The sequence below is a fragment of the Kitasatospora sp. NPDC034023 genome, assembly GCF_055575795.1.
Window position 1 is genome coordinate 297521 of sequence record NZ_JBVIRY010000004.1, and the last position, 18371, is coordinate 315891.

The following is an 18371-nucleotide window of genomic DNA, read 5'->3' on the forward strand; positions in this document are numbered from 1 at the left end:
CGGGGCGTCCGGGTACGGCCGAACCAGCCTACGCCAGCGGATTCCGCCGCCCGCGTCAGCCCGCTTTCCGCAACACGCCGGCCTGTGTCGTGGTGGTGCCGTCGGTGATGTCGTAGCGGAGGGTGCCGCCCGGCAGGAGGGTGAGCATGCGGGGGACGGCGACGTTCTGACACGCCCCGGCGCTCGACGTGGCCACCAGCCGCGAGGTGTACACGACTTTCGTCGCCGAGACCAGCCGAAGCGTCCAGGCGCCTTCGCACACCGTCCCGGTGGGGCCGTCGATCCGGGTCGTGGTGCTCTCGTCCCCGATCCCGCCCTGTCCGACAGCGACGGTGATGACGCCGATGACGCCGCCGCCGACCACGCTGACATCGCCGCGCCAGGTGCCGAGGAACGCCGCCGGTACGAGGTTCCGCCCGACGGCGCCGGGAACCGTCGGCGCGACCAGCGGCGCGACCAGCGGCGGCGCCGTGTGGTCGCCGGAGGCGGTCGTCCGGTCGGCCTCGGCCACCAGGAACCGCAGGAACACCGTGCCGACCACGGCCAGGGCCAGCACGCCCAGCACGCCCAGCACGACCACCGGCACCACCCACCGACGCCGTCTGCCCCGGCGCGGGCCCCGCATCGGCACCGTCCTCGGCGGCGGCCCGAATCCCGGGGGCGCGGCCGCCCCGGGCGACGGCGGCACGAACGACGACGCGTTGGGAGGCGCCGGGGAAGGCTTCGGCGGCGCGGAGGGCCGCAGCGGCGGAGGCGGCGAAGTCGGCGGCGCCGCGGCGGCCCCCGCCGAAGGCTTCCCCGCCGAAGGCCTCCCCGCCGGCCGCGGCGGCACCGGCCCGGCCGCCGCGGACCCCGCGGGTCCCCCTTCCGCGTCAAGGTCCAGCAGCTGGACCGCACTGCGCCCCACCGCCGCCGCGAGCCCGGCGGGCAGCCACTCGCCCTGTTCCAGCCGCGCGGCCACCGTCCTGTCGTCGTCCAGCCAGGCACCTAGCTGCCGGGGCGTCGGGCGGGCATCCGGGTCCTTGGCCAGGCAGTCGAGCAGGATCCAGCGCAGCGATTCGCTCGTCCCGGACAGTTCCGGGTACTCGTACACCATCCGGTAGACCATCACCGCCGGCACCGCTTCCCGCCCGAAGGGGAGCGTCCCGCTCGCCGCGTACGCGAGCACCGCGCCGAGCGAGAACACGTCGGTGGCCGCCCCGACCTTCTCTCCCCGCGCCTGCTCCGGTGACATGAAGCCGGGCGAGCCGATCGGGTTGCCGGTCCCGGTGAGACTGCTGGTCCCGTCCAGTGCGCGGGTGATGCCGAAGTCGATCAGCCGGGGGCCGTCGAGGGTGAGCAGCACGTTGGACGGTTTGACGTCCCGGTGCACCAGACCGAGTCCGTGCACGTGGGCCAGCGCCTCGGCCAGCCCGACGCCGAGGGCTCGTACGGTCGGCTCGGGCAGCGGCCCGAACTCCCGGACGGCGGCCCCCAGCGAGGGGCCGGCGACGTAGCCGGTGGCCACCCAGGGCTGGGCGCTCTCGGTGTCCGCGTCCAGTACGGGCGCCGTCCACTCCCCACCGACCTTGCGGGCGGCGTCCACCTCCTGCCGGAAGCGGGCGCGGAACCGGGCGTCCACGGCGAGCTCCCGGCGGACCGTCTTGACGGCCACGGTGCGTCCGCCCGCCGTCCGCCCGAGGTAGACCCGGCCCATGCCGCCGGCCCCGAGCCGCCCCAGTAACCGGTAGTCGCCCACCTCGCGCGGATCGTCCGGTTCCAGCGGCTGCATCCTGCACGCTCCCCTCGGCGGGCTCACTGCCCGTGCCGAACCGTACCGGCCGGGTTCCCCGGGGGGACCCCGTTCTCGTCACGGTTCGGACACCGCACACCCGCGCCCGGGAGCGTCCGCTCAGCCCACCGACTCCTCAGCCCTTCGGCGGCGGGGCCGACTCCTCACCCCACCGGCAGCCGGGCCGGCTCCAGCAGCCGCACCGCCACGTCCGGCGCGAAGCCGCTGTCGCGCGCGACCCGTCGGGCGAACTCGGCGACGCCGGCCAACTGCCGCTCGCCGAGCGAGAAGTCGAGCGCCTCGCTGAAGTACCGCTCCAGTACGTCCGCCTCGAAGGTCTCCCAACGGGCAGCCTGCTCGGCGACCTTGGCGGCCTCCACCAGCGACAGGTCGCGGGACTCCAGGAAGGCCCGGTGCACGGCCGCGGTCAGCTCCGGGCAGCGCTGGGCGAACTCGCGGCGCACCGCCCAGACCGCGAAGACGAACGGCAGGCCGGTCCACTCCTTCCACATCTCGCCGAGGTCGTGGACGGTCAGCCCGAGGTCGGCGGCCTGCCCGAGGTAGGCGCGCAGTGCCGGGTCGCCGATCAGGACGGCGGCGTCGGCTTCGACGAGCATCGCGCTGAGGTCCGGCGGGCAGCTGAAGTAGTCCGGGTGCACGCCCTCGCGCTCCTCCAGGAGCAGTCGGGCGAGCCGGACCGAGGTGCGGCTGGTGGAGCCGAGGGCGACCCGGCGGCCGTCGAGGTCGGCGAGCGGCACCTTGCTCACGATCAGGCAGGACATCACCGGGCCGTCGCTGCCGACGGCGATGTCGGGCAGGACCAGCAGGTCGTCGGCGTTGCGCAGGTACTCGACGCAGGTGATCGGACCGATGTCCAGGGCGCCGGCGACGAGCTGGTCGCTGAGCTTCTCCGGGGTGTCCTTGGTGAGGTCCAGATCGAGCAGATTGCCGGTCCTGGCGAGTCCCCAGTAGAGGGGGACGCAGTTCAGGAACTGAATATGGCCGACCCGAGGCCTGACCGGGGTGTTGTCCCCGCCCGGGGTGTTCTGGGGCTCCCGCGTTCGCGCGTCCGGTGTTTGTGCGTCCGGTGCTGCCACTGCGCCGCTCCCTTGCTGTTCGTACGCCTTCCCGCAGCGTATGCCCGCCGTTCACGACGGCTCGCACCGGCCACCCGACACGCCCTCACACGTCCCCAACGCCCCTTTCCACGCCCGCTCCAGCCCTTCCGACACGCCTCCTCGGCGCCGTAAGTGACCTCTGGTCGTCACAGCTGCCGCATGCTAGCGTTGCCCTCAGTTGCAGTTTGATTCCCCTTGCAGTACTTGAAGCCTGCGGAGCATGTAACCGCAGGCTTTTTGTAGTTTTTCAGCAATATCGAAAAACTTCGGACTCGTCCGGAGGCAGGGCGATCAGCGCAGCGGACCGGGCGTCACACGGTGTGGCCCCCGACACGCATCGCAAGGAGAACGGCATGGCCACGGGAACCGTCAAGTGGTTCAACGCTGAGAAGGGCTTCGGCTTCATCGCCCAGGAGGGCGGCGGCCCGGACGTCTTCGTTCACTACTCCGCCATCAACGCGAACGGCTTCCGTTCGCTGGAGGAGAACCAGACGGTCACCTTCGACGTCACCCAGGGTCCGAAGGGCCCGCAGGCGGAGAACGTCACCGCTGTCTGACCATCCTCTGATGATCTGATCGCTCGGGACCCCGACGGGTCCATCGACGGCTGGCAGCCGTCACCATGAGCACACAAGAGCAGTACCCAAGGGGGCCCGCCTTTCGGTGGGCCCCCTGCCTTTGGGGCCGGGCCCGAAAGGCAGCAGAGCACGCGGAAGGGCCCTCTCCCCACCGGGGGAAGGGCCCTTCCGTTGGTACGCCGTGTACGCCGTGTGCGCCGTGAAACGTCAGGCGGCGACGGCAGCCTTGGCCGAGGCCTGCGCCGGGGCGCCGGCCGGCTCGTCCAGCAGGTCGCCCTGCGGGTCGTTGTACGCGGCGACGTCGAGGATCTTCTCCCGCGCGGCGACCACGACCGGCACCAGAACTTGACCTGCGACGTTGGTCGCGGTGCGCATCATGTCCAGGATCGGGTCGATGGCGAGCAGCAGGCCGACGCCCTCCAGCGGCAGGCCCAGGGTGGACAGGGTCAGCGTCAGCATGACGATCGCGCCGGTGAGGCCCGCGGTGGCGGCCGAGCCGACCACCGAGACGAACGCGATCAGGATGTAGTCCTTGATGCCGAGCTCGATGTTGTAGACCTGGGCGACGAAGATCGCGGCGATCGCCGGGTAGATCGCGGCGCAGCCGTCCATCTTGGTGGTGGCGCCGAACGGCACCGAGAAGGACGCGTACTCGCTCGGGACGCCGAGGCGCTCGGTGACGCGGCGGGTCACCGGCAGGGTGCCGACCGAGGAGCGCGAGACGAAGGCCAGCTGGATCGCGGGCCAGGCGCCCTTGAAGAAGTGCAGCGGGTTGAGGCCGGCGGCGAAGCGCAGCAACAGCGAGTAGACGACGAACAGGACGAGCGCGCAGCCGACGTAGATGTCGAGGGTCAGCGTGGCGAAGGGCTTGAGCAGGTCCCAGCCGTACTTGGCGACGGACTTGCCGATCAGACCGAGGGTGCCGAGCGGGGAGAGCCGGATGACCCACCACAGTGCGGTCTGGGTCAGCTCGAGCACGGACTCGCTGAGCTTGAGGACCGGCTCGGCCTTGGCGCCGAGCTTGATGATCGCCGCGCCGACCACGACCGCCATGAAGACGATCTGCAGCACGTTGACCTTGGCGAAGGCGTCGACGATGTTGGTCGGGAAGATCCCGGTCAGGAAGTCGATCCAGGTGCCCTTGGAGTCGAGCGCCTTGAGGCCCTCGGTCTTGAGGTTGGTGCCCTTGCCGGGGTTGGTCAGCAGGCCCAGACCCAGGCCGATGCCGACCGCGATCAGCGAGGTGATCATGAACCAGAGCAGCGTGCGGGTGGCCAGCCGGGCCGCGTTGGTGACGTTGCGCAGGTTGGCGACGCTCACCACGATCGCGGTGAACACCAGCGGCGGGACGGCCAGCTTGAGCAGCTGGACGAAGATCTTGCCGATGGTCTCCAGGGTGGTGGCCAGCCAGGAGATGTCGGCGGCCCGGGCCAGGTAGCCGAGGCCGACGCCGAGCACGAGGCCGGCGACGATCTGCACCCAGAACGGTGTCTTGCGGATGCGGGCGAGCACGGACGGCGACGAGGTCGCCTCGGGCGCTGTGGACATGGGGGAGCGTCTCCGGGGGAGGGCGTTGCTGACGATGAGGTGTGGGGTGGAGCAGGCGGCACGGCGCGGGGCCGGACGGGAAGGGGCCGGGCCCCCGGTCAGGGGCGTGCCGCCGCGATACAGCTCGGGGACGTACAGCCCAGGGCAGTACAGCTCATGGCGCGACAACGGCGCGGGCTGTCCACAGCACCGGTCAGAGCGCACGGGCGGGCGGCGCCGGGCAGCGGGCCCGGGCCGTGCATCCGCAGTGCGTCTGAGGCTGACATGGCCGATACGTTAGCAGTAAAGGTTTGAGATGTTCAAAGTACTTGTTTGAGATCGCGCCCAACCCCCTCCCTCTCGCACCCCACGCCGAACCCGCGCTCCGGGCACGAACGAGACTGACGCCCCATCAGCCCCGAGTGGCGGCCCGATTGACCGCCGAGCAGTTATACGTATAACTTTGACGACGTCCCTGCCCTCGCCTGCCCAGACCGGAGAAGACGCCGATGGGCTACCTCGCCCTGCTCCGCGCCCCCCACGTCACCCGCCTGCTCCTCGGCACCCTGCTCGGCCGCCTGCCCGCCGGCATGACCGCCCTGGTGATCGCCCTCGCCCTGCGCGAGGCCGGCGCGCCGTACGGGCGGATCGGGCTGGCCACCGCCGCGTACGCGATCTCGGCGGCCGTCGGCGGGCCGGTGCTCGGACGGATCGTGGACCGCACCGGGCAGCCGCGCGTCCTGCTCGTCGCGGCCGCGATGGCCGGCGGCGGGTACGCCCTGCTCGCCCTCGCCCCCGGCTCCCCGCTCGCCGCTCCCGTCGGCGCCGCGATCGCCGGCCTCGCCATGCCCCCGCTGGAGCCCTGCCTGCGCTCGCTCTGGCCGGACGTCGTCGAGGAGGAACAGCTCGACACCGCCTACGCCTTCGACTCCGCCTCCCAGCAGATCCTCTACGTCGCCGGGCCGCTGGCCGTCGCCGGGATCGCCGGCCTGTTCAGCCCGGTGGTCGCGCTCTGGGTGGCCGCCGGGCTGGGCCTGGCCGGCGCGCTGATCGTGGCCACCGCCGCACCGGCCAAGGCCTGGCGCGCCCCGGTCCGCGAGCACTCCGCCGGACTGCTCGGACCGCTGCGCTCCCCCGGCCTGGTGCTGCTGCTGGTCGGACTGGCCGGGGCCGGCTGGGCGGTCGGCGCACAGAACGTGCTGTTCATCGCCTACGCCGAGCACCACACCGGCGCGCTCCCGGGCGGCGCGGGCACCCTGCTGGCGCTGGCCGCGCTCGGCGGACTGCTCGGCGCGCTCGCCTACGGCGCGGTCAAGTGGCGCCAGACCACCGCCACCCGCACCTGGGTGATGGCGCTCGCGATGGCCGCCTCCTACCTGCCGCTGGTCGCCCTGCCCGGGCCGTACCCGATGGCCGCGCTGGCCTTCCTGTCCGGGGTCATGCTGGCTCCCCTGCTCGCGGCGGCGTTCGTCCTGGTCGCCGAGCTCGCGCCGACCGGCACCGTCACCGAGGCCTTCGCCTGGCTGGTGACGCTGTTCGCCACCGGCAACTCGCTCGGCTACGCGGTCTCCGGCAACCTGGCCGAGGACTCGCTGCGCCCGGTCGCGCTGTGCGCGGCGGGCGGGATCGCGCTCGGCGGGCTGCTGCTGCTCGGTGCCCGGCGCTGGTTCCACCCGGTGCCCGCCGCACCCCGTCTGGCCCAGCCCGTCCCGGTGGGCTGAGGCCCGCCCCGGTGGGCCGAGCCCACCCCCACGGCGATGTCGACGGTGGTCGCGTCCGGGGTCCAGCCGACGAACTCCATCCCGGCGGGGAGCGTGTCGGTGATCCGGCCGTTGGTGCAGTCGGGCACCGAGCAGGTGTAGCGCAGGGTGTAGGTGACGTTCTCGCCGGGCGCCACCCTGGCCCTGTCGACCGTTTTGGTGAAGGGACGGCGGCCTCGGCGGGCGGGGCGGTGAGGGTGCCGGTGAGCAGGGTGGCCGCGAAGAGGCCGAAGGCCGCGGCCAGTCGGGCCGCTCTGGGCAGGCGTGGGGTTCGTGGTCGGGACGTCCGCATGGCGGAATCTCATCGTCCGCCGTTTCTCCCGAGCCTGCGACGCGAGAGGGACCGACCAGTAACCGCCTGTTCGGACTGATCCGACAAGATGGATGCACTGGTGACGTCAAGTCAGGTACGTCAGATGCGTCGGGTACGTCAGGTGGGTCAGGTAGGTCAGGTGGGTCAGGTGGCGACGGGCCAGGCCGACGCGGTCGAGGCCCGCAGCACCAGCGAGGTGGCCAGCGGCGCCACCGGCTCCACCCGCTCCCCGCGCAGCAGGCCCGCCAGCGCGGCCGCGCCCGCCCGGCCCAGCTCCTCGCCGGGCAGGTCGACGGTGGTCAGCGGCGGGGCGAGCAGCGCTGACACCGCGACGTTGTCCATGCCGACCACGGACAGGTCCTCCGGCACCCGCAACCCCAGCTCGGCGGCGGCCTGGTAGACCCCGGAGGCGACCACGTCGTCGTCGCAGATCACCGCGTGCGGCCGGTCCGCCCGGGCCAGCAGCCGGTCCGCCACGGTCCGCGCGGCCCGGTGCCCCTCGTTCAGGCTCACGCCCAACTCCACGACGTCCAGCCCGAGTTCCCGTACCGCCCGCTCGAAGGCGGCCTGCCGCACCCGGAAGGTGTACGCGGCGTGGGTGGAGCGCAGCCGGCCGATCCGGCGGTGCCCGAGGGCGGCCAGGTGCTCGACGGCGGCGCGCATCCCGCCGGCCACGTCGAGCTCGACGGTCGGACGGGCGCGGTCGGTGCCCGGGTCGGCGTCCAGGAAGACGGCGGGGGTGTCGGCGGGCAGCTCGCCGAGCTGGCTGTCGTCCGGGGAGCAGATCAGCAGGCCGTCGAAGCGGCCGGCGGTGGCGGCCTCGGCGAGGGTGGCGCTGCCCCAGCCCGAACTGACCACGACCGCCAGGCCGTTACGGCCGGCCTCCTGGTGAACGCCCTCCAGCACCCGGCCGAAGAACGGGCCCTGGAGGTTCGGCACCGCGAGCAGGATCATCCCGCTGCGGCCCAGCCGCAGCTGCCGGCCGGCCGCCTGCGGACGGTAGCCGAGGCTGCGGGCGGCCTCGCGGACCCGCTGCCGGGTGGCCTCGGAGACCCGGCGGCCGGCCTCGGCACCGGAGAAGACCAGCGACACGGTGGCCTGGGAGACCCCGGCGAGCCGGGCCACGTCCCGCCCGGTGGGCCGACGGACGGGGGCCGGCCAGGTCCCGAGCGCACTCTCGGCGGGCACCTGATCAGGCGCGTGACCGGACGGCTGACCGGGAGCCTGACCAGACGGCTGATCGGACAGCTGGCCGGACCGCCGCCCAGGCTGCTGCCCGGGCGGCGCGGAGTCCGGGGTGGCGGGCACGGCGGCTGCGGCGGGGTCGGCGGTCGAGGGTGGGGCCGGGGTCAGCTCTGCCCGGCGGTCGCCGCGCGGGCGGCGTCGTCGGCGGCGTCCTCCTCGGCGTTCTGCGCGGCGATCCGCTCGGCGGTACGGCTGCGCATCCCGGAGACCTTGCCGCTGATCTGCGCGGACATCTCGTCGCGCTGCCTGCTCAGCAGCGCGTAGCTGAGCGGCGCGGAGGCGACCGCGGCCAGCAGGAACAGGAAGATCATGCCCGCCTCGCCGCTGACCGGGATGACCCGGAAGTGACCGAGCAGCAGGGCCACCAGCAGGCAGCCGAGGAAGATGCTGACCCGCATGGAGGTGTAGCGGAGCGTGGCGTGCGACTTCTCCGGGCCGGTGCTGCTCACTGGGACACATCCTTCTCGTTGCGCGGGGGCGGGCCGGGCGGGGGCGGTCCTCCAGTCAAGCATGCCTGACGGCCGGCGTAGGGCACGGGTCACCCGCCCCGGCTGTTCTCACCCGTCCGTGGCGGGTCGGCGCAGGTCGAGCCACATCGTGATGTCGTCGCGGTCGTCCCCGGGGGCGACCCGGATCGCGGCCGGCACCCGGCCGACCTCGCGGTAGCCACTGCGGGCGTAGAAGCGCTCCAGCCCCAGGCCGCCGCGCGCGGTGAGCCGCAGCGACTGCAGGCCCCACTGCCTGGCGATCCGCTCGGCCTCGGCGAGCAGCTCGGCGCCGTAGCCGCGGCCCTGGCAGTCGGGGTGCACCATGACCCGCTTGAGCATCCGCCAGTGCTCCATGGGGCCGAAGCGCATCGACTGGAAGAACAGCACGCCCACCAGCCGGCCGGTGTCGCCGTCGTGCGCGGCCAGCAGCCGGTCCGGGCCGTCCGGCCCGACCTCGGCGAACTGGCGGTCGGCGGTGTCCCACACCTCGTCCTCGGTGACCGGCGCCACGAAGCCGACCGCGCCGCCGGCGTTGGTGACGTCGGTCCAGAGCCGGACGATGTCGGTCCGCAGGTCGGGGTCGAGCTTCGGGTCCAGGGTGAAGGTGAGCGCCATGAGGCGGAGCCTAGTTCTCCGGCCCGACAGTCCTACGGGAGGACCGGTACCGCCCGGTCGGTCCGTCCGGTGCGCAGGGCCAGGCAGAGCCCGACCGCGACCGCACACAGCCCGCCGGCGCCGTACCAGGTCAGGTCGTAGTTCCCGAGCGCGTCGCGGGCCAGGCCGGCCAGTCCGGCGACGACGGCCGCGCCGATCTGGTGGCTGGCCAGCACCCAGCCGAAGACGATCGGGGCGTCCTCGCCGAAGTTCCGGCGGCACAGCGCGACGGTCGGCGGCACGGTGGCGACCCAGTCGAGGCCGTAGAAGACCACGAAAGCGAGGATCGGCGGGTGCAGCGAGCCGGCCAGCAGCTGCGGCAGCAGGAACAGGGACAGGCCGCGCAGCCCGTAGTAGACCGTCAGCAGCACCCGGGAGTCGACCCGGTCGGTGAGCCAGCCGCTGAAGATCGTGCCGAGCACGTCGAAGACGCCGATCAGGGCGAGCAGGCTCGCGGCGGTGGTGACCGGCATGCCGTGGTCGTGCGCGGCCGGGATGAAGTGGGTGCCGACCAGGCCGGCGGTGGTGGCGCCGCAGATCGCGAAGGAGCCGGCCAGCAGCCAGAACGCCCGGGTGCGGGCGGCGTCGCGCAGCACCCGCACCGAGCGGGCCAGCGCGCGGCCGTCGGTGACCGGCGGGGGCGGCTCCTCGGTCGCGCCGTACGGGAGCAGGCCGAGGTCGGCGGGCCGCTCGCGCATCAGCAGCAGGACCGGGACGGCGACGGCGCTGGCGGCGAGCGAGACCACGACCACGGCCGAACGCCAGCCGTGCTGTTCGACCAGCCAGGCGCCGACCGGCAGGAAGACCAGGTTGCCGGCCGCGCCGGCGGCGGTCAGCACACCGGTGACCAGGCCCTGGCGGTCCCGGAACCAGCGGCCGGTGATGGTGGTGGCGAAGGCCCCGGCCATCGAGCCGCTGCCGAGGCCGACCAGCACGCCCCAGCAGAGCACCAGTTGCCAGGGCTCGCGCATCAGCATGGTGAGCCCGGAGCCGACCGAGATGGTCAGCAGCGCGCAGACCACCACCAGGCGCACCCCGAACCGGTCCATCAGGGCGGCGGCGAAGGGGGCGGTGAGGCCGTAGAGGGTCAGGTTGACGGAGGTGGCGAGGGAGATCGTTGCGAGCGACCAGCCGAACTCGTTGTGCAGGGCGTCCATCATCAGGCTCGGCGTGGACCGGAAGCCGGCCGAGCCGAGCAGGACGAGCAGGGCGACGCCGGCCACCACCCAGGCGTAGTGCACCCGGGGGCGCTCGGCCGGTGCGGGCCCGCCAACCGGATCGGGGGCGGTCGGATCGGGGGCGGGTACGGGGGTGAGGGCGCTGCGTTCGGTCACACGAGGAGTGTTCCGGGCCGCCGCGGCCCGGACGAGTGGCCTGAATGACAGCTTTCGCAAGAATCGGGCCACGGCCCCGCGTACGCTGGCCCGGACCCGCCGACACCTGAGGGGACGACATGGCGCACCTGGTCGCGGTACTCGCCCTGGAGGGCGTGATCGCCTTCGAACTCGGCATCCCGGCCCGCATCTTCGGCGGCGCCAAGGACCCGGCCGGGCAGCCGCTCTACGAGGTCGCCACCTGCACCCTGGACGGGCGGCCGGTCGCCACCAGCGCCGACTTCCGGGTCGCCGTCGACCACGGGCCCGAACTCCTGGCGCGGGCCGACACGGTGGTGATCCCGGCCTCCGCCGACTCCGGCCCCGCGGTCGCCGACGCCTGCTTCACCCCGACGATCGCCGCCGCCCTGGCCCGGATCCGGCCCGGCACCCGGCTGATGTCGATCTGCACCGGCTCCTTCATCCTGGCCGCCGCCGGACTGCTGGACGGCCGCCCGGCCACCACCCACTGGCGCTACACCGAGCGCTTCGCCCGGCTGTTCCCCCGGGTGCGGCTCGACCCCGACGTGCTCTACACCGACGACGGCGACATCCTCACCTCCGGCGGGGTCGCCGCCGGGGTGGACCTCTGCCTGCACGTGGTGCGCCGCGACCACGGCAGCGCGGTGGCCAACGCGGTGGCCCGCAACTGCCTGGTGCCGCCGTGGCGCGAGGGCGGCCAGAAACAGTACGTGGAGGCCCCGAGCCCGGTGGACGCCGACGGCCACGGCACCGCCGCGGTGCGCGCCTGGGCGCTGGAGCACCTGGACCAGCCGCTCGCGCTGCGCCGGCTCGCCGACCGGGCGGGCATGAGCGTCCGGACCTTCACCCGGCGCTTCCGCGAGGAGACCGGCGCCAGCCCGGGCCAGTGGATCACCACCCAGCGCACCGAGCGGGCCCGCCAGCTGCTGGAACGCACCGATCTGACGATCGACCAGATCGCCCGGGAGTCCGGCTTCGGCACCGCCGCCTCACTGCGGCTGCAACTGCGCGGCCGGCTCGACGTGGCGCCGAGCGCCTACCGGCGCACCTTCCGCGCGGCGCCCCGGGAGGTCCTCGGACAGGTCCTCGGGTAGGTCCTCGGATTCCGGCGGTCGTGCAACAGCGACGAGTGGCCGGATTCCGCCGCTCCCCGGTGGCGTATTGGATGGCGGCAGGCCGAGCGCACCCCGAGCGCGGCACGGCACGCCGCCATCCAATCGCGATGCACGGGCCCTGAACCCGCGCCGTGGCCTCCGCACTCGCCGAGGAGCGGCCCGTGACCGACAGTCCGCGGCCCCCTCGCTGACACGATCCCCCTGGACAGCGGCACCGCGGCGGTGGACGGACGACCCCTCGGCGTCCCCTCGCAACGGAGAGCCGCACCCAAGCGTGATCAGTCGGATACGTCACGTCAATGGGTAGTCCGAAATTCGGAATGGTTGCGTCACCTTTCGGCCGGTGATCGCCAACGGTGATCGGCAGCGGTGATCGCTCCCGTGATCGCCACGCTTCCCGGGCCGCCGGGGAAGCCGCTATTGCGCCAAAGCCGCCCAGTCCACGTCGGCCAGCGGATCGGCCGGCCGGGCGTCGGAACCGATCTCGCACCAGACCCGCTTGCCGGAGCCGTCCGGGTACCAGCCCCAGCGCTCACAGAGCAGCTCGACCAGCTCCAGGCCGCGCCCGTTGGTCGCGTCCTCGTCCGGCCCGGCGTGCCGCGGCGCCGGGGCGGCCTGGCTCGCGTCGGCGACCTCCACCCGCAGCGGGCCGGCCGCCCGGGCCTCCTCCTCGGGGCTCTCGGTCACCGGCAGGCAGAGCCGCAGCACGGCCGGACAGCCGGTGTGCACCACGGCGTTGGTCACCAGCTCCGAGACCACCAGCACCACCGTCTCCGCCATCGGCGCGTCCGGGTCCACCCCGTGGTTCAACAGCCGCGAGCGCACCCACCGACGAGCCCGGCCGACCTCGGCGGGGTCCGCCTGCACCGCAAGCTGTACCTGAAGAACCTGCACCGCTCCACCACCTGCACTCGCAGTTCGGCCTAAGTCCCGATCGGGCCGGATCGACCGGCCGACGGGCCCTCGCACTCCGCCCGGCGCCACCCGAGCCGCACCCGGGCGATCGCCCGGTCCGTCCACCCGCGCCCACTCGTCCGCGCCGACCCGTCGGTCGCGCACCGGCCGCGACACGAATACGCCTCAGGATGGGCGGACGGACGGACCGCAGCAAGCGCTTCCGGCATATTCCGGCGATCGGGGGACAGGGCAGTGCATACTGTCCCGCTCACTCTCGCGAGCCTCGTACCGGCGCTCGTCCGGCCCGGGCCGACCCGCCGGTCCCGCAGTCGGGAACCTACCTCCGGACGACCCCGGCACCCCGGCCGCCACTCGCGAACCACCCGTGCGACATATGTCCAGCGGCTCTCGAACAGCGGCGACGACGGACGGTCCCACCAGCCGACCGTCGCACCATGTGAAGATCCCCGCCGAGCCGGCGCTCCACGCCCACCCGGCGATCCACCGACACAAGGAAACCGCGAAACAGCGATCCGCGAGGACGGGTTCCGTTCTTGCCGGATTCCCTCCCGCCGCGGACCGGCCGCAAGATACCGTTGGGTAAGCCAGCGACCCCGGGCAGGAGGGTGGATCCCGATGGCCACCCCGGAGCGGACCCCGCGCTGGGACGAGCAGTTGCAGCGCCGCCTCGCCCGCGGCGAGGAGACCGCGCTCGGCGAACTCTACGACCAACTCGCACCGATGGTGCACGGCCTGGCCGGGCGGATACTCGCCGACCAGACCGCCGCCGTCCAGCTCACCCGGGAGATCTTCGCCCACGTCTGGGAGCACCCCGAGGACTTCGACCCCGCCCGGGGCACGCTCCGCTCCTGGCTCGGCGCACTCACCCACCGCCGCGCCGTCGAACGGCTGCGGGCACGGCGGGCCACCGAACTCGTGCCGGGCGGCGACACCCGGGGCACCGAGGCGGAGATCCGCGCCGTGGCCACCGCCGCGCGTGTCCAGTACGTGGTCGACTCCCTGCCCCAACCCCTGCGTGAGACCATCGCGGTGACGTACTACGACGGCCGCACCTACCGGGAGACGGCCCGGCTGCTCGGCATCAGCGAGCAGGCCGCCAAGCAGCGGATGCGGCTCGGACTGGAGCTGCTGGCCACCGAACTGGCCGAGGAACGCGCCCGCCAGGACGAAGCCGGGGACGGGGAGACGTGAGCAGCACGGAGGAGCAGCACGACGCCCTGCGCTCGCTGCTCGGCGCCTGGGCCCTCGGCGCCTGCCCGGCCCGCGACGCCGCCGACCTGGAACAGCACCTGCGCGCCTGCCCGGAGTGCGCCGACGAGGCGGCCCGGCTGCGCGACGCGGCCGGCTGGCTCTCCCTGGACGAGCCGCTGGACCAGCCCGGCTCGCTGCGCCAACAGGTGCTCGACTGGTGCCTGGCCCGCCGCCCGGCCCAACTGCCCCTCCCCGCCTGGGGCATGCCGTACACCGCGGAGACCGCCAAGCTCGACGCGCTGCTGCGCGACCTCGGCCCGGAGGAGTGGCAGGAGGTCGCCGAACTGCCGTGGCACGGCGGCACCGAGCGGCTGCGCCCGGCCGAGGTGCTCGGCCGGCTGACCGCCGTGGACGGCTTCCTGGCGCTCGCCCTCGGCCTGCCCGACCCGGTGCCGACCGCCCCGGGCGTCCCCGCCCCGGCCGCCGAACGCCGGGTGCCGTCGCAGGACCCGGCCGTGCCGCCCGCCGCGCCGCGCGTCCCGCCACAGGGCGGCCCGTACCGCGCGATCACCGCGCGCACCGCCCGGATGCTCGCCGACCAGGGCGCCCTGCCGCCGCAGTCGGTGCGCTCCCGGTGGCGGCGACAGACCCACGACCTGGTGCGCAGCGCCGCGCTCGCCCCGCAGGGCAACACCCCGGTCGACTACGGCTGCGCGGTGCTGCCGCTGCGCGACGCCTTCGTGGACCGCGCCCTGGAGTGCTACGTGCACGGCGAGGACGTGGCCCGCGCGGTCGCCTACCCGTACGACCCGCCGGCGCCGCAGCACCTGCGGCAGATGGTGGAGTTGGTGGTCCGGCTGCTCCCCCGGGCGCTGGCCGGCCTGCGCGCCGCCCGTCCCGAGCACGCCGGGGCGCCGGCCGCGCCGGACGGCGGGGGCCGGACCACCCGGCGGCTGCGGCTGGTGGTCGACGGCCCGGCGGGCGGCGAGTGGCTGGTCCCGCTGGACGGGGGCGAAGGCACGAACGGCTCGGCCGACCCGGACGCGGGGCCGCCCGGCGGGGAGCCGGTGGCCTCGATGGTGCTGAACGGCCTGGAGCTCTGCCAGTTGGCCGCCGCGCACCGCGACCCGGACCGGCTGCCGGTCGGCGAGCACGGGGACCGGGCCGCGGTCCGCGAGGTGCTGCACGCGCTCCCGCTGCTGTCTCGGCCGTAAAGGCCGTTACACGGCTTACACAGCGGTTTACGCGGTTTACGCGGCGGTTAGGCGGCTTGGGCGCGGTTTACGCGAAGACGACCGTACGGGCGCCGTCGAGCAGCACCCGGTGCTCGCTGTGCCACTTCACCGCGCGGGCCAGCGCCTGGCACTCGACGTCCCGGCCGAGCGCGACCAGCTGGTCCGGGCTGACGTCGTGGGTGACCCGGGCCACCTCCTGCTCGATGATCGGGCCCTCGTCCAGGTCGGCGGTGACGTAGTGCGCGGTGGCGCCGATCAGCTTCACGCCGCGGGCGTGTGCCTGGTGGTACGGCTTGGCGCCCTTGAAGCTCGGCAGGAAGGAGTGGTGGATGTTGATCACGCGGCCGGACAACTCGGTGCACAGCTGGTCGGAGAGCACCTGCATGTAGCGGGCCAGCACGACCAGTTCGACCTCCTCCTTGGCGACCAGGTCCAGCAGCCGCTGCTCGGCCTCAGCCTTGGTGTCCCTGGTGACGGGGATGTGGTGGAAGGGGATCCCGTAGCTCTCGGTCAGGTCCCGCAGGTCGGTGTGGTTGGAGACCACCGCGACGATCTCCACCGGCAGGGCGCCGATCCGGGTGCGGTACAGCAGGTCGTTCAGGCAGTGCCCGAACTTGCTGACCATGAGGACGATCCGCATCCGCTCCTCGGACTGGTGGATCTGCCAGTCCATCGCGAAGGAGGCACCGATCGCGGCGAAGCTGGCCCGCAGCTTGTCCGCGGTGACCGGCTCGGGGGCGGAGAAGTGCACCCGCATGAAGAAGAGCCCGCTGTCGCCGTCCCCGAACTGCTGGCTGTCGATGATGTTGCAGCCGGTCATGAAGAGGTAACTGGACACGGCGTGGACGATGCCCTGCTTGTCCGGGCAGGACAGCGTGAGGACGTACTGGGCGCCGGCCGGCTGCTGTTCCACTGGGGGTATCCCGTTCTGAGTTCGTGACGTGCGTGGACGGTCCAGCGTGTCACATCCTGGACAGCCGCCGCCCCGCTGCCCGTACTGCGGGACGGCACCGTCCGGCCGGAGCCCGGCCGGGGTCGGACCGGGGTCTCAGACCTGGGTGAGGATGCGCAGCACGTCCAGCGACTTGGGCGTCGCGTCCGGGTCGTCCCCGTCGTTGGCGGCCAGCAGCACGTGCGCCTCGCGGGCGGCCCGGACGGCCTCCGGCCAGCCGGGGTGGCCGAGGTAGGCGGAGGCCGGGGCGTCCGCGCCGACCTCGTGCAGCATCTGCACCGCCCGCAGCACCGCGACGTCGACCACCGCGGCCTCGGCGGAGTCCCGGAAGATCGTGCCCACGTACTTCTCGGCGGACCAGCGGTCCAGCCAGGTGTCCTCGACCAGCCGGTACACGGCGTCGGTCACGTCCCCGTACCCCTCCCGGCCGGTCAGCCAGGCCTCCTGCTGGAAACCGGGGTCGGACAGCATGTGCAGCGCCGAGCGGAGTCGGGCTCGCCAGCGCCACCAGGGCAGATCGTTGAGCATGCCGCCCATCGTGCTGGAGCGGTGGCCCGGACGAGAAGGGTTTCGGGCGGACCGGTGCGAAGAATCTGTGCTGACGGACATGGTGAACGATCGTACGTTCCCCGTCTGTTCGTACTCCACTCGCGATCTACACGCGTACCGATCCGGATTTCAGCCGCCGTTTGCCGACCGTTCGCACTTCTGCCCTCTCGGCGTGTGGCACCGGGGCTTGGCTGGATCCGGTGCGCCGGAGTGCGCCCAGAGAGAGGGAAGATCGATGACCAGCCGAAGGGACTCGTTCCAGGGCCCTCCCCCGATCGTGCGGCGTCGCCGCCGACGCCCGATCGCCGCCGCCGTGACCGCCGCGGCGCTGCTCCCCACCCTCCTCTCGGCCTCCGCGTGCGGCGGACCGGCCGATGCCGCCGGCGGCGACGACCTGACGGTCATGACCTGGGCCCCGTCCGGCACCCGCTCCGCCGACCGGCCGGGCATGACCGCGCTCGCCTCCGCCATCGGCCAGGACGTCAACATCAAGGGCGGCCTGAACGGCCACCGGCTGCGAGTGATCACCTGCAACGAGCACAACAGCGTCGAGGGCGCCCGTGCCTGCGCCCAGCAGGCGGTGGACACCAAGGCCGTCGCCGTGATCGGCTCCTACAGCCAGTGGGGCGAGGCCTTCATGCCGGTCCTGGAGCGCGCCGGCATCCCGCTGATCGGCGGGTACGGGCTCTCCCAGCCCGAGTTCTCCAGCCCGCTGTCCTACCCGGTGGACGGCGGCCTGCCGGCGCTGATCGCGGGCAACGGCCGTCAGCTGGTCGAGGCCGGCTGCAAGGCCGTGGCGCTGGTCCGCCCGGACACCCCGGCCGGTGACAACCTGCTCGGCTACCTCGGCGGCGCGCTGCGGCCGGCCGGGATCAAGCTGCTGGACGTCAAGGCGCCCGAGCAGTCCTCCGACTACACCCCGGTGGCCCGCAAGGCGCTCGGCAAGGACGAGCCGGGCAACTGCGTCACCAGCGCGCTGGCCGCCGAGCCGACCGGCAACCTGCTGGACTCCTACCGGCAGCTGAACCCGAAGAACACCCGGATCGCCTCGGTGATCGGCAGCGTGCAGCAGTCGGTGGTCGACTCCACCGGCGGCGACCCCGGCCCGCTCGGCGGCGCCTACGTCACCAGCTGGTACCCGCCGGAGTCGGCGAAGATCTGGGACGGGCTGCGCTCGGTGGTGCGTGCCGACACCACCGGCGGGAACACCATCGACGTCTCCGACCCCGGGGTGCAGACCACCTGGGTCTCGTACGAGGTCTTCCGGACGGTGGCGCAGAAGCTGGCGGAGGCCGGCAAGCCGGTCACCTCGAAGACGGTCACCGGGCTGCTGGACGCCGGAGAGGGCATCGACACCGGCGTCACCCCGCCGCTGAGCTGGGGCACCACCAACATGCTGCCCAGCACCGAGTCGCCGCGTCTGGTGAACACCTGGGTCACCTACCAGGTGGTCAAGAACGGCCGGATGACCCTGCAGCAACCGGGCTTCGTGGACGTCCGCTGGGTGCTCACCGGGGGCCGTCCGCCGGCGTGACGCGAGGGGCGGGCCCGTCGCGGCCCGCCCCGATTCGGTCCGTCCGGCGTCTCCCGCGGCTCGGCTGC

The 18371-nt window shown here is 73.4% G+C and carries 16 protein-coding genes and 1 pseudogene; 6 read left to right on the top strand and 11 right to left on the bottom strand.

The annotated features are described in order from the left end of the window. Nucleotides 1-55: 55 nt before the first annotated feature. Both ACZ52R_RS08470 and ACZ52R_RS08475 read right to left on the bottom strand, forming a co-directional pair. On the bottom strand, nucleotides 56-1771 hold the full coding sequence (locus tag ACZ52R_RS08470; protein ID WP_465753181.1) for a serine/threonine-protein kinase: 1716 nt from the start codon (nucleotides 1769-1771) through the stop codon (nucleotides 56-58). A 164-nt stretch (nucleotides 1772-1935) separates the two neighbouring features. After that, entirely contained in the window at nucleotides 1936-2868 is a 933-nt protein-coding gene (locus tag ACZ52R_RS08475) for a menaquinone biosynthetic enzyme MqnA/MqnD family protein (RefSeq protein WP_465616526.1), read from the bottom strand. Between the two features lie 374 nt (nucleotides 2869-3242). On the opposite strand from ACZ52R_RS08475, the gene ACZ52R_RS08480 reads away from it, so the two are divergent. Continuing rightward, complete coding sequence (locus ACZ52R_RS08480) at nucleotides 3243-3446, top strand: cold-shock protein (RefSeq protein ID WP_097236595.1); 204 nt, start codon at nucleotides 3243-3245, stop codon at nucleotides 3444-3446. Between the two features lie 228 nt (nucleotides 3447-3674). Here the strand turns inward: ACZ52R_RS08480 and ACZ52R_RS08485 are convergent, their stop codons facing one another. Next, the gene (locus ACZ52R_RS08485) at nucleotides 3675-5015 is read right to left on the bottom strand and encodes a dicarboxylate/amino acid:cation symporter (RefSeq protein WP_465616524.1); all 1341 of its coding nucleotides are present in this window, start codon (nucleotides 5013-5015) and stop codon (nucleotides 3675-3677) included. Between the two features lie 488 nt (nucleotides 5016-5503). Here ACZ52R_RS08485 and ACZ52R_RS08490 point away from each other — a divergent pair, with 488 nt between their 5' ends. Beyond that, nucleotides 5504-6715: an MFS transporter gene (locus tag ACZ52R_RS08490; protein ID WP_465753183.1), complete on the top strand. Its 1212-nt coding sequence runs from the start codon at nucleotides 5504-5506 to the stop codon at nucleotides 6713-6715. Nucleotides 6716-6750: 35 nt separating this feature from the next. Here ACZ52R_RS08490 and ACZ52R_RS08495 read toward each other — a convergent pair. From ACZ52R_RS08495 to ACZ52R_RS08515, 5 genes and pseudogenes are all read right to left on the bottom strand, one after another. Continuing rightward, a pseudogene (locus ACZ52R_RS08495) lies at nucleotides 6751-7059 on the bottom strand (hypothetical protein); the annotation flags it as partial. A gap of 152 nt (nucleotides 7060-7211) precedes the next feature. Next, complete coding sequence (locus ACZ52R_RS08500) at nucleotides 7212-8255, bottom strand: LacI family DNA-binding transcriptional regulator (protein WP_360494556.1); 1044 nt, start codon at nucleotides 8253-8255, stop codon at nucleotides 7212-7214. Between the two features lie 161 nt (nucleotides 8256-8416). Next, a complete protein-coding gene (locus ACZ52R_RS08505; RefSeq protein WP_360494559.1) occupies nucleotides 8417-8761 on the bottom strand; it encodes a DUF4229 domain-containing protein in 345 nt (114 codons plus the stop codon). 108 nt (nucleotides 8762-8869) lie between these two features. Next, a complete protein-coding gene (locus ACZ52R_RS08510; RefSeq protein ID WP_465616520.1) occupies nucleotides 8870-9415 on the bottom strand; it encodes a GNAT family N-acetyltransferase in 546 nt (181 codons plus the stop codon). Between the two features lie 32 nt (nucleotides 9416-9447). Then, nucleotides 9448-10788 (bottom strand): MFS transporter, encoded by a 1341-nt coding sequence (locus ACZ52R_RS08515; RefSeq protein ID WP_465616518.1) that lies wholly within the window; start codon nucleotides 10786-10788, stop codon nucleotides 9448-9450. Between the two features lie 119 nt (nucleotides 10789-10907). Here ACZ52R_RS08515 and ACZ52R_RS08520 point away from each other — a divergent pair, with 119 nt between their 5' ends. Next, nucleotides 10908-11903, top strand: coding sequence for a GlxA family transcriptional regulator (locus ACZ52R_RS08520; protein WP_465753185.1), 996 nt, complete (start codon nucleotides 10908-10910; stop codon nucleotides 11901-11903). 438 nt (nucleotides 11904-12341) lie between these two features. On the opposite strand, the gene ACZ52R_RS08525 is transcribed toward ACZ52R_RS08520, so the two are convergent. Next, a complete protein-coding gene (locus ACZ52R_RS08525; RefSeq protein ID WP_465616514.1) occupies nucleotides 12342-12818 on the bottom strand; it encodes an ATP-binding protein in 477 nt (158 codons plus the stop codon). Between the two features lie 639 nt (nucleotides 12819-13457). On the opposite strand from ACZ52R_RS08525, the gene ACZ52R_RS08530 reads away from it, so the two are divergent. Together ACZ52R_RS08530 and ACZ52R_RS08535 are read left to right on the top strand one after the other, a co-directional pair. Beyond that, a complete protein-coding gene (locus ACZ52R_RS08530) occupies nucleotides 13458-14033 on the top strand; it encodes a sigma-70 family RNA polymerase sigma factor (RefSeq protein WP_360494574.1) in 576 nt (191 codons plus the stop codon). Then, the gene (locus ACZ52R_RS08535) at nucleotides 14030-15247 is read left to right on the top strand and encodes an anti-sigma factor family protein (protein ID WP_465753187.1); all 1218 of its coding nucleotides are present in this window, start codon (nucleotides 14030-14032) and stop codon (nucleotides 15245-15247) included. The genes ACZ52R_RS08530 and ACZ52R_RS08535 overlap by 4 nt, the downstream gene beginning before the upstream one ends. 67 nt (nucleotides 15248-15314) lie before the next feature. On the opposite strand, the gene purU is transcribed toward ACZ52R_RS08535, so the two are convergent. Next, nucleotides 15315-16181: a formyltetrahydrofolate deformylase gene (gene purU, locus ACZ52R_RS08540; RefSeq protein WP_465616510.1), complete on the bottom strand. Its 867-nt coding sequence runs from the start codon at nucleotides 16179-16181 to the stop codon at nucleotides 15315-15317. Between the two features lie 135 nt (nucleotides 16182-16316). After that, the gene (locus tag ACZ52R_RS08545) at nucleotides 16317-16748 is read right to left on the bottom strand and encodes an SCO4402 family protein (RefSeq protein WP_465616508.1); all 432 of its coding nucleotides are present in this window, start codon (nucleotides 16746-16748) and stop codon (nucleotides 16317-16319) included. Nucleotides 16749-17004: 256 nt separating this feature from the next. Here ACZ52R_RS08545 and ACZ52R_RS08550 point away from each other — a divergent pair, with 256 nt between their 5' ends. Beyond that, entirely contained in the window at nucleotides 17005-18303 is a 1299-nt protein-coding gene (locus ACZ52R_RS08550) for an ABC transporter substrate-binding protein (protein ID WP_465753190.1), read from the top strand. The last annotated feature ends 68 nt before the right edge of the window (nucleotides 18304-18371 follow it).

Bases quoted from the DNA above. Each gene is read 5' to 3' on its own strand.
- ACZ52R_RS08510 (WP_465616520.1), bottom strand. From the start codon at position 9,415: ATGGCGCTCACCTTCACCCTGGACCCGAAGCTCGACCCCGACCTGCGG.
- ACZ52R_RS08530 (WP_360494574.1), top strand. From the start codon at position 13,458: ATGGCCACCCCGGAGCGGACCCCGCGCTGGGACGAGCAGTTGCAGCGC.
- ACZ52R_RS08480 (WP_097236595.1), top strand. From the start codon at position 3,243: ATGGCCACGGGAACCGTCAAGTGGTTCAACGCTGAGAAGGGCTTCGGC.
- ACZ52R_RS08490 (WP_465753183.1), top strand. From the start codon at position 5,504: ATGGGCTACCTCGCCCTGCTCCGCGCCCCCCACGTCACCCGCCTGCTC.
- ACZ52R_RS08485 (WP_465616524.1), bottom strand. From the start codon at position 5,015: ATGTCCACAGCGCCCGAGGCGACCTCGTCGCCGTCCGTGCTCGCCCGC.
- ACZ52R_RS08520 (WP_465753185.1), top strand. From the start codon at position 10,908: ATGGCGCACCTGGTCGCGGTACTCGCCCTGGAGGGCGTGATCGCCTTC.
- ACZ52R_RS08550 (WP_465753190.1), top strand. From the start codon at position 17,005: ATGACCAGCCGAAGGGACTCGTTCCAGGGCCCTCCCCCGATCGTGCGG.
- ACZ52R_RS08545 (WP_465616508.1), bottom strand. From the start codon at position 16,748: ATGCTCAACGATCTGCCCTGGTGGCGCTGGCGAGCCCGACTCCGCTCG.
- ACZ52R_RS08470 (WP_465753181.1), bottom strand. From the start codon at position 1,771: ATGCAGCCGCTGGAACCGGACGATCCGCGCGAGGTGGGCGACTACCGG.